The following is a 12,987-nucleotide window of genomic DNA, read 5'->3' as shown; positions in this document are numbered from 1 at the left end:
AAGAACGGACACGAAACCGGCGAGCCACCGTCTCTTCGATGCCTTTCATGACGACGTGGCGAACCCTGCGTAAAGCTTAAAACGATTCCCCGACTTCCAGGTTCTGGTCCTGAGCTGCGCCCCCCTTCGCCTCAGCGCCCGGCTCGCCTTCCCAATACAACATCCGGTAACAATAGGGGCAGGTGTGCACCTCTTCTCCGCGCTTGACCTGAGACACCAGCTGAGGCGGCAGTTGGAGCCGACACCCGATACAAATGCCGTCCTTGATGCGCGCCAGCGCTTGCTCTTTCCGTGTAGTTTTCAGCTTGTTGTATCGAGCCAGGAGGGACTTGTCCACCTGTCCGGCCACGTGCGTCTGCTTGCCCTCTAATTCGGCGAGCTCGGTGGCGAGTCCCCGGTCCTTCTCGTCGAGCTTGGCCTTCTCTTTCGTGAAGAGGGCTTCGGACTCCTTTAGCTTGGCCTGTGCGTCGGTCATAGTCCGTTGGGTTTGTTCGATCTGTTCCATCGCCAACAGAATTTTCTCTTCGATCTCGCCCCGCTTCTTGTTGGCCAGTTCCACCTCGAAGAGATGCGCCTGATATTCCTGATTGGTTTTTAACTGGGCGGCACGGTCTTTCATCTTACCGATGCGGTCTTCATGTGCCTCGAGATCCTTCTCGTGGCTGCGACGCTCCTTGATGAGTACTTCGGTCGATGCCGACGCCTCCTGGAACACCCGTTTCGCCTCACGAAGCGGCGATTCATATTCCTCAAGACGCTCGGGGACTTTTCGCCGTTGCTCCTTGAGGTCGGCTATCCGAAGATCGAGTTTCTGCAGCGCAATAAGGGGGGACAGCTGTGGGTTCAACGGGCTCCTTGTGGGTTCTGCGATACCAGCGTCGACTGGACGCCACTCGCGCGGAATTCATGGTGCAGCACTCAGGCTGGTGGGCCCACTAGGACTTGAACCTAGGACCAGCTGATTATGAGTCAGCCGCTCTAACCACCTGAGCTATGGGCCCAGCCCTTCGAGCCAGTAACCTGGACACAGACGGCTTGATGAGCCTGGCTCAGACCAGCCGCTCATCAGGAACACACAGACGGCCTACCCCCGGTGCAAACGCGCCCGATTCTAGGCTCCCGATCGGGCGGAGTCAAACCACTGATACTCATCTGCCACAAAAGTTGCTTGCGGCCTACGGCACAGAGGTTGAGCCTCTCATTCCTGCGTACGGTTAGAGACTCTCCACAAAACTGCGCAACTTCTTGCTGCGGCTCGGATGTCGCAATTTGCGCAAGGCCTTCGCTTCGATTTGCCGAATACGTTCGCGCGTGACCTCGAAGTCCTGGCCGACTTCCTCAAGGGTATGATCGGTCGCCTCGCCGATACCGAACCGCTTGCGCAAAACCTTTTCCTCTCGAGGGGTCAGCGTTTCCAGCGCGCCGTTGATCTGGCGCTGCAAGTCATATCGGATGGCCGCTTCCAAAGGCGAAACAGCCTTCTTATCCTCGATGAAGTCCCCCAGGTGACTGTCTTCTTCTTCACCGATCGGAGTTTCGAGGGAAATCGGCTCACGCGCAATTTTCAAGATCTTTCGTACCTTATCGAGCGGCAAATCCATCCGTTCGGCGATTTCTTCCGGCGTCGGTTCGCGACCGAGCTTTTGCACCAGATGCCGAGAGGTGCGGATCAGTTTATTGATCGTTTCGATCATGTGAACCGGAATGCGGATGGTGCGGGCCTGATCGGCAATCGCACGAGTGATTGCCTGCCTGATCCACCAGGTCGCGTAGGTGCTGAATTTGTACCCGCGCTTGTACTCGAACTTGTCGACGGCTTTCATGAGGCCGATGTTGCCCTCTTGAATCAAGTCCAAGAACTGCAAGCCCCGGTTTGTGTATTTCTTGGCGATGCTGACCACCAAGCGTAGGTTGGCCTCGACCAACTCAGCCTTTCCTCGCTTCACCTTTTCTTCGGCCACGTCGAGATGTTTGACCGCGTCCTTAATTTCTTCGGCGGAAATCAGCGCCTCTTCCGTTTCGAGCTGGCGAATCCGACCCTTAGCTGCCTGATAGTGCTTCTTGATGTCCTGCAGCACTTCTTCAGAGAGCCCGGCCCTCCGCTTGACGGCGAGAAGATCCTTGTGCGTCCGGCACAACCGCCGCAAGAGCTCGGCCCCGGCCTCCCCACCGACGCCCAACCGACGTTGACAGCTCGTGACCTCCCGCTCTGCTTGGCGAAACAACAGATTGAGGTCGCGAACCCGCTGCGTCATTCGATCTTTCAACACGCCGTGCAGATTCACCGACTCCATCTTGTCGACAACCTGGCCGCGCACCGTATCGATCTGCTTGCGTAACTTCTTCTGCTTTTCAGGATCGGCGCCGACATGGCGCGCCTTATCGTACAAGTCTTTCAGCGAAGCCGAGACCTTACGAACCGCATTCAGGGACTCGAGTGTTTTGACCCGCAGCTCTTCATAGTCCTTCTCAACCGCCTCTTCCTCAAAATCTTCTTCCGTCTCAACCACCGGCACGATTTCGCGCACATCAATTTTGCCGTTCTTCAGCTGCTCCCGAAGATTCAAGACGAACTCCAAGGTCATCGGCAAGCCATACACGACCGTGGCAATATCCTTCTTGCCCTCTTCGATCCGCTTGGCAATCTCAATCTCGCCCTCGCGACTCAGCAGTGCAACGCTTCCCATTTCTTTCAGATAGAGCCTGACGGGATCGTCGGTCCGGCTAAGGGCGCCAGGCGTCAGGTCGATCTCTTTTTCATTTTCCTCGGACGCCTCGGCTTCTTCGCTTTCCTCGATGGCCTCTTCGCCTTCCGCAGCTTTCGTGGTGCGCTCAGTGTCGGCGGACTCCACAATCTCAATGTCCATTTCGCCGAACATCGTCATGATCGTACTGAACTGGTCCGACGACACGACATCCGCCGGCAACGTGCTATTGAGATCGTCGTACGTGAGAAAGCCCTTCTCCTTGCCGAGATTAATAAGCTTCTTCACCTCGCCGAGTAATTCTTGTTTCGGCATACCTACTCCTTCACCGCAGACGTCAGCGCAACCGGCATCACGCCGGCCTTCCGAATCCGCATCTCGTTAATCAATGTGTTCAGGCGGTGCACATCCGCTTCACGCCGCTCCCGTTCGGCGGCCCTCAATTCCTGAATCAGGACACCCATGGTCCGCTCGCGGCCCCTCCGCTCCAGCGTATCCAAACATCCGGCAATATGTGCCGGAACATCATCATAATGCTGCTCCAGCATCGACAGCTCTGACACCAACGCGCCGCAGTCCTCGTCATTGATCAGGGTATCCAGCAGACCCCGGACGGACACCCGCCCGTCCGGCTCAAGATGCTGCATCGCACAGTCCACCAGTCGACGATAGGCTGGCGCAGAAAAAGCCTCCGGAGACAATCGACGCAGATCCTCGGCCGACAGACTTCCCTGCACTAAGAGATGCGCCAAATCACGCTCCTCCGGATTGCCCCTCACTTTCGAGACCGCCACAGCGGGCGGAGTCATGGGCCGAGGAGAGGGTCTGCGGGAATCTTCGGATGCAAGCGTAGGATAGCGATCGATCAGCCGTTGCTGGCTGAGCCCCAGCCGCTCCGCCACCAGGCGAATCCGTTCTTCCCGTTCGATCGGATGGGCGCTTTTCTGCAGAATACGTAGTACCGCATCCACGGCGCGAATTCGGTCTTCCACAGTCCCGGACTCGGCCGTACGCAGGCTGTGCTCCACGGCAAAATCCAACAGACTCGGAGCCGTTTGATGCAGGGCGGTAAACCCATCGGCTCCGTATTTCCTCACATAGGTGTCCGGATCTTCGCCTTCGGGCAACGAGACGACCTTCACGCTCAGACCACTGTTGACGAACAAATCCAACGTCCGCAGTGCCGCTCGCACCCCGGCTTGATCGGGGTCGAACAACAGCACCACATGGGAGGCGAATCGCCTGATGATGGTGATGTGTTCGGCGGTCAGAGCGGTTCCCAAAGTGGCAGCCACATGGCGGATGCCGGCCTGGTGCAACGCGACCGCATCGAAATACCCTTCAACAATGATCAACGTGTGTTGTTGCCCCGCCGCCTCACGCGCGGCCTCCAGAGCGAACAAGGTCTGCCCTTTTTTGAAGAGCGGCGTCTCGGGCGAGTTTAAATACTTGGGCATCCCCTCTCCGAGAATCCGTCCGCCGAATGCGACGACCCGCTTACGCAGATCGAGAATCGGAAACATGACTCGGGAGCGAAACCGGTCATAGTGCCCTGATACGGCCGCTTGTTGTTGCCCACTCTGATCTCGCGGAATGGATAGGCCGGCCGCGACCAGATCTGCGGGAGCGAACCCTTCCTTCAGCATCGCCTTGGTCAATCCGTCCCACTCCGCTGTAGCATAGCCGATCTGAAACTGCAGGATGGTGTTGGCCTGAATACCACGCCCATCGAGATAGGCACGGGCAGAAGCCCCGGCGGTCTGCTCCATCAACATGCGCTGATAATAGGCCCCGGCGGCGGCATTGAGCCGCTCCAGGCGGCCGAGCTGCGTGCGAGCTTCACTGGAGTATCCACCGGCCGATTCTGGAACATCTACCCCCACTTTTCGGCCCAGGTCGCGGACGATTTCAGGAAACCCGGCCCCGGTCAATTTCATGAGAAACGTATACACATTGCCACCGGCTCCGCAGCCGAAGCAGTGAAAAATCTGTCGGGAAGAGCTGACCGTAAAGGAGGGAGACTTTTCTTGATGGAACGGGCAAAGACCTTTGAGATTCTGCCCGGCTCGGGTCAAGGCCACGTGTTGACCCACGATCTCCGCGATGTCCACTCGGTCTCTGATTTGGTTAATGACGTCGTCCGAAATCAGGCCTTGGCCCACGGCGGTCCTCGCTTGTGCCCGTAGGGATCCAACCGGTTGCAGCCGGCAGGAAGACATTGGACGAGAATGAAAGTTGACCGTTCACCCTAACAAACGGCCTGCCTGAGTGTCAATCGAGGACAGGCGCAGATTAGCCCGGAGGCCAAGCCATGCGCCTCCCGCCAAGCACATGGACATGGAGATGAAACACGGTCTGCCCGCTGTCCGCCCCCGTGTTCGTGACGATCCGATACCCGGAATCGGTCAGATTCTTCATGCGCGCAACCTTTGCACAAGTCAACAGGAGATGCCCCAGGAGAGCCTGGTCCCCTTCATGACAGTCCTGGACAGCCGCCACATGACGTTTGGGAATCACCAGGATATGGACAGGAGCCTGGGCGTTGACGTCTTCAAATGCCAGCACCTGCTCATCCTGATACACGATCTTTGCTGGAATACCGCCTTCGACAATGCGACAAAAAATACAGTTATCCACGCGGTCCCCCTTCAGGCAAGGGCCGGATGCCGGACTTGCCGAATCGGGTTCCGAGCTCACGGTACACCTCGTTCAGGGTGACATCGTGATACCCGAGAACCAGCAGGGTGTGAAAGAGCAGATCGGCTGTCTCGTAGATGATTTCCTCCCGCTGTTGATTCTTTGCGGCAATAATCACCTCGCCGGCCTCTTCGGCCACTTTCTTCAGAATCCGATCGGCGCCGCCCTGCAACAACTTTGAGACATACGAGTCCGGCTGCGGACTGGCCTTGCGGGACAAAATGGTCTGATACACCCGATCCAAGATCCCTCCGCCGGCATCCTGGGTCTTCTCCTCACCGGCCTGCCCCTCCTCCGTCATCCGAACGAAGAAACAGGCGCGCTCACCGGTATGACACGTTGGCCCAACAGGCTCGGCCTTGACGAGAATCGTGTCCCGATCACAATCGACAAAGAGATCCTTCACCTTGAGAAAATGCCCCGACGTCTCGCCCTTCTCCCACAATTTCCGACGCGATCGACTCCAAAAGTGGACAGACTTCGTCTGAAGCGTCTTGGTGATGGCCTCCTGATTCATATACCCCACCATCAACACCGAACCATCCAGCCAATCTTGAATCACGGCGGGAATCAACCCTTGTCCATCAAAGGTCATCGCTCGACTGTCGTTCGACATCACATCCTGCTCCAGTTACGCCGGTCCAAGCCGCACCGATACCCCGCGCTCGCGCAAATACGCCTTCGCTTCCTGAATGGTATGGGTTCGATAGTGGAAGATCGAGGCGGCCAGGACAGCATCCGCTTTCCCGTTCACCAGCCCATCGTAGAAATGTTCCAAACTCCCCACTCCGCCGGAGGCAATCACCGGAATCGACAGGCGTTCCGAGACGGCCGCGGTCAATGCCAGATCATACCCGTTCTGGCGACCATCCTGGTCCATGCTGGTCAGGAGAATCTCTCCGGCCCCGTATCCTTCCATCCGTTGCGCCCACTCGACCGCGTCCAGGCCCGTTGGTTTTCGGCCGCCGTGGGTAAACACTTCCCAGCGACCCGCCTGTCCGGAATGTTTCGCGTCGATCGCCACCACGATGCACTGCGTTCCGAATCGCTGTGCGGCTTCGCGAACAAACTCCGGCTGTTGCACCGCCGTAGTATTGATGCTTACTTTGTCGGCGCCGGCATTGAGCAACGTCCGAATGTCATCCAGCGTGCGCACCCCACCACCGACCGTGAGCGGCATAAACACACGGGCAGCAGTCTGTTCCACGACATCGATGATGGTCTTGCGGTTTTCGTGCGAGGCGGTGATGTCGAGAAAACACAGTTCGTCGGCGCCCTCACGATCATAGATGGTCGCCACCTCGACCGGATCGCCGGCATCCCGCAAGTTCACGAAGCTCACGCCTTTAACGACTCGACCATCCTTCACATCCAAACAAGGGATGATGCGCTTGGTCAACATATGGGTTCGTGATCCGTCACCCGCGACACGTGACGCGAGCTCGTCCTCTCTTCTTCCAGCCTCATGCAAGCCCTCAACGTTGTCCGATGGCTGCCACCGCTGCCGCGTAGTCCAACTTGCCGTCATAAAGAGCCTTGCCGACGATAGCCCCTTCCACACGGGGACCGAGGGCCTGTACCGCCTGCAGATCTTCCACACGCGTGATGCCCCCGGACGCAATGACTGGAATCAAGGAGCATGCGACGACTTCCCCCAACGCCGTCAGGTTCGGCCCATTCAGCATTCCATCCCGGGCGATATCGGTGTAAATGACCGCGCCTAACTCAAGACCGGCGAGTTCCTTGAGGAGTTCGATGGCCTTGGTCTCGGACACCGCCGTCCAACCCTTCACCGCAACCTTCCCGTCTCGAGCATCAAGGCCCAACAAAATACGCCGAGGAAACTCCTGACAGGCCTGCGCCAGGAACTTTCGATCCGTGAGGGCAGCCGTCCCCAGCACCACACGCGCCACGCCCGCATGGAGATATCGCCGCACGGTCTCAATGGTCCTGATCCCGCCCCCCACCTGTACCTTTACACTGACCGTCTTCATGACCGCTTCGATCTGGGGGAGGTTCTTCGGCTCTCCATCGACGGCCCCGTTCAGATCGACCACATGAATCAAATCGGCGCCTTGCTGCTGCCAGCGTCGAGCCACCGAAGGCACGTCCTCTGAATACACCGTTTCAGCGGCCATATCTCCCTGTCGCAATCGCACACAGCGGCCGTCCTTGAGATCAATCGCCGGAATCACACGCATGACACCACCTGTCGCAATCCGTTCATTTTTCCCCGCCTGCTGCACCACCGTATGGAAACGCCTCCGCCAATTCCTCCGCTCCATAGGCGGCCAACTCCTCGGCCGTGACAAACGCGCCATAGCGCTGGATGAAGCCTAACAAATCTTCCGTCATCGGCCGCTGCTTTTCATAGTAATTGCCCTCCCATAGCACCATCCCGTCGGGCGCCACCAGTTTCACCTCGAATCCAACGGTCGCGGGTGGGTCCGCGCCAAGCCGGCCGCCGACACGTTCCTGATAGACAAGCACCTTGCCGCTAAGTGCCGCATCGGCCCCGAGTCGTTGAGCAATCTTGTGAGGAGGTATCGCTTCTGTCGCAGTCACCCCGGAGATTTCCCACCCTACCCTTGCCGATTCGTTGGGAGAGAGTAGGTGCAGCCCGGATCGGGCCTTGAGTTTTTCCCACATCAGATCGGTGACTTTCTCACCTGCGAAGGCCGGCACACGATGAGTTTGGCGAACAGATTGATCGGTCGTTGGAGGAACCCCGACAGTCATGTCGGACCGTCGTACAGCGGACGGGACGGAAAACGCGGGACCGGACGCCTCGATCGCTTGCGGCGTCGCCATCGTTTCAAACGGAATAAGGGCGATGGTACGGACCTGATACTTGCCCACCTGCGGCGAGGACTTGGCCGTGATTTTCATCCCACTGCAGCCCATGAGCAGCAGCACTACGATCGACATCACGAGCATCCGAGAAGATGAGTACCTCACGTCCAGGCCCCGAAATTCTTGATCACTTGAAGCCCGACTGCCTGGCTTTTCTCAGGATGGAACTGGCATGCGACGACATTGTCTTTCCACACGGCAGACGCAAACGGCCGCCCATACTCCGTCACCGTGGCGACCACCGAAGACTCGACCGGCTCAACGTAGTATGAATGCACAAAATAACAATAACTTCCGTTGGCAATCCCGGCAAAGGGCGGAGCGGACCGCACGATGTGAATGTCATTCCACCCCATATGCGGCACCTTTAGCGACGAATCCAGCGTAAACTTCTTCACCCGACCGGGGATGATGCCAAGACCTTTATGCACACCGAATTCTTCACTTTCCGTGAACAACAATTGCAGTCCCAGGCAAATGCCCAGAAAGGGTTTTCCGGATTGCACGGCGGAGTGAATCGGCGCAATCAATTCATACCGTTCCAGATTCGCCATGCAATCACCAAAGGCCCCCACACCAGGCAACACCACATGGCTGGCGTCAGCAATGACGCGAGCCTCACGCGTGACTACGGCCTGATGTCCCATCGCCTCAAAGGCCTTGGAGACACTGCGTAAATTACCCATGCCGTAATCAATAATGGCAATCATGTTTCGCGTTCGGAAACGACCCGTGAGGACGTGGCGGACACCAGGCAAGACGATGACATCTGCCTCTCTTGCGCCACGGGTTTGACTTAGAGGCTCCCCTTCGTGGACAGGACGCCCCCTGACAGACGCACTTCCGGCATGGTGGCCTGATCCAAAGCCCGTGCCAATGCCTTGAAGATGGCTTCCATGATGTGGTGCGGATTGCGTCCATACTGAAGATTCACATGCAGATTCAGTCCACCATGGGTCACAAAGGCCTGAAAAAAATCTTCGAACAGGCCAAGATCGAATGTCTTGATCTTTCGGTCCGGCAAATTCACGTTATACACCAGGTACGGACGTCCGCTCAGATCAACCGTCACCTGAGCAAGGGTTTCATCCAGTGGAACCGAGGCAAATCCGAATCGCTTGATCCCCGCCTTTTCGCCCAACGCCTGATGCAGGGCCTTTCCCATGACAATCCCGACATCTTCCACCGTGTGGTGCTCGTCGATGTCGACATCGCCCTTGGCCTGGACCGTCAGGTCGAAGAAGCCGTGTTTGGCGAGGAGATCCAGCATATGGTCAAAGAACCGAATGGAAGTGTCGACCTTCCCCCGCCCGGCGCCATCCAGATTCCATGCGACACGGATATCCGTTTCCTTCGTGGCACGGTGAAGCGAGGCCTGCCTGGGGACACCGTTCTTTTTCATGCGAACCTGCTTTCGGCTGATTTGGCGTGCGCATCGAAGCCCTCGATATGCGCCAGTCGGACGATATGGTCCTTGGCTTGTGTCAACTCTTCCTTGGTGTAATGCACAATGTTGCTGACCTTCACGTAGTCGTTAACCGACAACGGTGAAAAAAAGCGGGCCGTCGCCCCGGTCGGCAGTACGTGATTCGGACCAGCGACGTAATCCGCGACCGCAGGCGGGGTATAGCGGCCCAGGAACAAGGCTCCGGCATGCCGGACTTGCTCCAAATAGTCGAATGGCCGATCAACCGAGAGGGTCAAGTGCTCGGGCGCAATCGCATTGGCCACCTCAATGGCGTCGTCCATCGAGGGGACGACGAAGGCCACAAAGTGTCGTGCGATCGACTTCGCCGCAATTTTTTCTCGCTGCAAGCCCTTCAATTGCACCTGGATCAACCGCACTACGTCTTTGGCCAATGAGGGAGAGGTGGTGACCAAATACACCTGCGCATCTTCGTCATGCTCTGCCTCGCACAACAGATCCGCTGCCACATGTGCGGGCTTCGCATCCGCATCCGCCACCACGAGTAACTCACTGGGACCGGCCACCATATCGATGCCGACCGTGCCATAGAGCAGCCGCTTAGCCGTGGCGACAAAAATATTCCCGGGCCCGACAATTTTATCAACCTTGGCGATGGTCTTCGTCCCGAACGCCATCGCGCCGACCGCCTGCACGCCGCCCACTCGGTAAATTTCATCGACCCCGGCGATATCCGCCGCCACCAGCAGATAGGGGTTGATCTCTCCTTTCGGGGTCGGGGTACACATGACAATGCGCCGAACACCCGCCACTTTAGCAGGGATAGCACACATCAGCACCGACGAGGGATACACAGCCTTCCCTCCCGGCACATACACACCGACAGCATCAAGGGGCGTGACCATTTGGCCGAGTGTGGCGTTCTGTTCCTGGTACATCCAGGTTTTCGTGCGCTGCCGCTCATGAAATTGTCGGACACGTTCGGCGGCATATCGGAGGGAGTCCCCCTCATCCTTACGAATATGGTAGTAGGCCTCCTTGATCTCCTCGGAGGTCACACGGATCTGATCGACCTTCAGTGTCAGTCGATCGAATTTTTTTGTGTACCGCAGGACCGCACGATCCCCGCCCCGCTCCACGGCCTTCAGAATCGTGCGCACGCTCTTCTCCACGCTCGCGCCTTGCGTGCGCGAGCGGGTTACGACTTTCCGCAAGGCCTTGCCATATCCCCGATCAGTACTCGCCAGAATGGTCATATCATCCGTCCTGCGCTACGTCCCCGCCTCACGGGCTCGAGCGCGCTGAATCAGATCCTTACCGGCGCGACGCGACTCGGCCGAGATCGTCTCCTGCCACCGCAGCCCGTAACCGCTCGATCAACACCTTCAGCGGGGCATGCTTCAATTTAAGGCTGGCCCGATTCACGATCAGTCTGGCGGTCGAGTGCGTAATCACCTCAACCTCCGCCAGATCATGCGCCTTGAGAGTACTGCCTGTTTCGACTAAATCAACGATTCGATCGGCTAATCCGACAATTGGGGCGAGTTCAATCGACCCGTACAACTTCACCAACTCGACCGGCACCCCACGCTGGTTGAAATAGCGTTCGGTCACATTGGGGTACTTCGTCGCCACACGAATCTTCGAGGACCATCGGTCCGGCGAAGGCTGCCCCTGCAGCGCGGCGACCGAGATTCTACACGCTCCGACCTTCAAATCCAACGGCTCATAGACGTCGCTGCCTTGCTCCAGCAATACGTCTTTCCCCACCACCCCGACATCGGCCGCCCCATGCTCGACATAGGTGGGCACATCGGTCGGCCTGACGATCAGGAACGTGGCATCGTTGGAGGAGCAGGCAAACACCAACTTCCGGCTTTCTGTCGACAGACCGGGACTATGGTAGCCGGCCTGCTTCAAGAGGTGCAGGACGGGCCCCAGCAACTTGCCCTTGGACAGCGCAATGGTCAGGCCCTGAGACTTTTGACTGTGCGATTTCGTCGCCCCCACGGTCACTTCCCCTTTCTTCGCTCGACGCTGGCGCCCAACGCCGTGAACTTCTCTTCGAGACGCTCATAGCCTCGATCAAGGTGGTAGACTCGCGAGACTTCTGTCGTACCCTCGGCGGCAAGCCCCGCCACAATCAACCCGGCACTAGCGCGAAGATCCGAGGCCATCACCGGCGCACCTGTGAGCCGTTCTTTTCCCGTAATGACCACCCGGTTTCCTTCGACGCGAATATCCGCGCCCATGCGGCGCAACTCCTCGACATGCATGAACCGGCTCTCGAAAATCGTTTCTGTGACGACACTGGTTCCTTCAGCCACCGACATAAGCGCAACAAACTGCGCCTGCATATCAGTGGGGAAGCCAGGATGTGGGCTCGTGCGGACGTTCGTCCCCTTCAAGCGCCCGGCGACCTTGAGGTGGATCCGCTCTTTTTCCACGCAGAGCTCCACGCCGCTCTCCCGCAATTTCACCAACAACGGTTCCATGTGTTCAGGGCGACACCGATCGACCAGCACATCGCCGCCGGTAATGGCTCCGGCAACGAGGTAGGTGCCCGCCTCAATTCGATCGGGAATCACGGCGTGATCCGCACCGTGCAGCGCGCTCACTCCCTCGATCGTAATCATGTCCGTGCCCGCCCCAGCGATGCGCGCCCCACGTTTGACGAGAAAGGCGGCGAGATCGGTAATTTCAGGCTCCTTCGCCGCGTTTTCGAGCACCGTCGTCCCCTCAGCCAGAACGGCGGCCATCATCAGATTCTCCGTACCGGTCACGCTGGGCGTGTCGAAGTAAATACGGGCCCCTTTCAGGCGACGTGCGGACGCCTTGATATAGCCGTGCTCGATTTCGACGGTCGCGCCCATTTTTTCCAGACCCGCCAGATGGAAGTTGACCGGTCGAGACCCGATCGCACACCCGCCTGGAAGCGACACCTTCGCCTCGCCCAACCGAGCCACAAGCGGGCCCAGCACCAGCACGGAGGCGCGCATAGTGCGAACAAGATCATACGGCGCTTCTGTGGAGGCAATCGTCTGGGCCTGCACAATCGTATGATCCGCCTCCTCTGCGACCGAGATTCCCAGCATGCCGAGCAACTTCCCCATCGTCAGCACATCGACGACCCGAGGCATATTCGACAGCACACATTCGCCGCCGCCTAGAATGGTCGACGCGAGAATAGGCAACGCGGCATTCTTCGCCCCGCTGATGCGGACTTCGCCGTGTAACGGCCTGCCACCCTGGATAATGATTTGGTCCATACGAATGAGGAAGACGACCTACCCGATGCCGATTGCC

General features: G+C 58.2%; 13 protein-coding genes and 1 tRNA gene. All 14 read right to left on the bottom strand.

What is annotated here, in order from left to right:
* Positions 1 to 76: 76 nt before the first annotated feature.
* On the bottom strand, positions 77 to 847 hold the full coding sequence (locus tag V9G17_13895) for a C4-type zinc ribbon domain-containing protein (GenBank protein MEI2753689.1): 771 nt from the start codon (positions 845 to 847) through the stop codon (positions 77 to 79).
* Positions 848 to 924: 77 nt separating this feature from the next.
* Positions 925 to 1,001: transfer RNA gene (locus V9G17_13890), tRNA-Ile, on the bottom strand.
* A gap of 213 nt (positions 1,002 to 1,214) precedes the next feature.
* The gene (gene rpoD / locus V9G17_13885; GenBank protein ID MEI2753688.1) at positions 1,215 to 3,020 is read right to left on the bottom strand and encodes an RNA polymerase sigma factor RpoD; all 1,806 of its coding nucleotides are present in this window, start codon (positions 3,018 to 3,020) and stop codon (positions 1,215 to 1,217) included.
* Positions 3,021 to 3,022: 2 nt separating this feature from the next.
* Positions 3,023 to 4,924 (bottom strand): DNA primase, encoded by a 1,902-nt coding sequence (gene dnaG / locus V9G17_13880; protein ID MEI2753687.1) that lies wholly within the window; start codon positions 4,922 to 4,924, stop codon positions 3,023 to 3,025.
* A 73-nt stretch (positions 4,925 to 4,997) separates the two neighbouring features.
* A complete protein-coding gene (locus V9G17_13875; GenBank protein MEI2753686.1) occupies positions 4,998 to 5,342 on the bottom strand; it encodes a histidine triad nucleotide-binding protein in 345 nt (114 codons plus the stop codon).
* The gene (gene hisIE, locus V9G17_13870) at positions 5,335 to 6,018 is read right to left on the bottom strand and encodes a bifunctional phosphoribosyl-AMP cyclohydrolase/phosphoribosyl-ATP diphosphatase HisIE (GenBank protein MEI2753685.1); all 684 of its coding nucleotides are present in this window, start codon (positions 6,016 to 6,018) and stop codon (positions 5,335 to 5,337) included. The genes V9G17_13875 and hisIE overlap by 8 nt, the downstream gene beginning before the upstream one ends.
* 15 nt (positions 6,019 to 6,033) lie before the next feature.
* On the bottom strand, positions 6,034 to 6,804 hold the full coding sequence (hisF, locus tag V9G17_13865; GenBank protein MEI2753684.1) for an imidazole glycerol phosphate synthase subunit HisF: 771 nt from the start codon (positions 6,802 to 6,804) through the stop codon (positions 6,034 to 6,036).
* Positions 6,805 to 6,877: 73 nt separating this feature from the next.
* Positions 6,878 to 7,687: a 1-(5-phosphoribosyl)-5-[(5-phosphoribosylamino)methylideneamino]imidazole-4-carboxamide isomerase gene (hisA, locus tag V9G17_13860; GenBank protein MEI2753683.1), complete on the bottom strand. Its 810-nt coding sequence runs from the start codon at positions 7,685 to 7,687 to the stop codon at positions 6,878 to 6,880.
* Positions 7,626 to 8,330: a hypothetical protein gene (locus V9G17_13855; protein MEI2753682.1), complete on the bottom strand. Its 705-nt coding sequence runs from the start codon at positions 8,328 to 8,330 to the stop codon at positions 7,626 to 7,628. Before V9G17_13855 ends, hisA begins: the two co-directional genes overlap by 62 nt.
* A gap of 26 nt (positions 8,331 to 8,356) precedes the next feature.
* Positions 8,357 to 8,965 (bottom strand): imidazole glycerol phosphate synthase subunit HisH, encoded by a 609-nt coding sequence (gene hisH, locus V9G17_13850; protein ID MEI2753681.1) that lies wholly within the window; start codon positions 8,963 to 8,965, stop codon positions 8,357 to 8,359.
* Between the two features lie 86 nt (positions 8,966 to 9,051).
* Complete coding sequence (gene hisB / locus V9G17_13845) at positions 9,052 to 9,657, bottom strand: imidazoleglycerol-phosphate dehydratase HisB (GenBank protein MEI2753680.1); 606 nt, start codon at positions 9,655 to 9,657, stop codon at positions 9,052 to 9,054.
* Positions 9,654 to 10,937 carry a histidinol dehydrogenase gene (gene hisD / locus V9G17_13840; GenBank protein MEI2753679.1) on the bottom strand — a complete coding sequence of 428 codons (1,284 nt, stop codon included), beginning with the start codon at positions 10,935 to 10,937 and terminating at the stop codon, positions 9,654 to 9,656. The genes hisB and hisD overlap by 4 nt, the downstream gene beginning before the upstream one ends.
* Before the next feature lie 58 nt (positions 10,938 to 10,995).
* A complete protein-coding gene (gene hisG / locus V9G17_13835) occupies positions 10,996 to 11,691 on the bottom strand; it encodes an ATP phosphoribosyltransferase (protein MEI2753678.1) in 696 nt (231 codons plus the stop codon).
* 2 nt (positions 11,692 to 11,693) lie between these two features.
* Positions 11,694 to 12,950 carry a UDP-N-acetylglucosamine 1-carboxyvinyltransferase gene (murA, locus tag V9G17_13830; protein MEI2753677.1) on the bottom strand — a complete coding sequence of 419 codons (1,257 nt, stop codon included), beginning with the start codon at positions 12,948 to 12,950 and terminating at the stop codon, positions 11,694 to 11,696.
* Positions 12,951 to 12,987 lie beyond the last annotated feature (37 nt).

Source organism: Nitrospira sp., assembly GCA_037045225.1.
GTDB lineage: Bacteria > Nitrospirota > Nitrospiria > Nitrospirales > Nitrospiraceae > Nitrospira_A.
The sequence above is the reverse complement of the archived record's forward strand: the minus strand, read 5'-3'. Positions and strand labels throughout refer to the sequence as shown.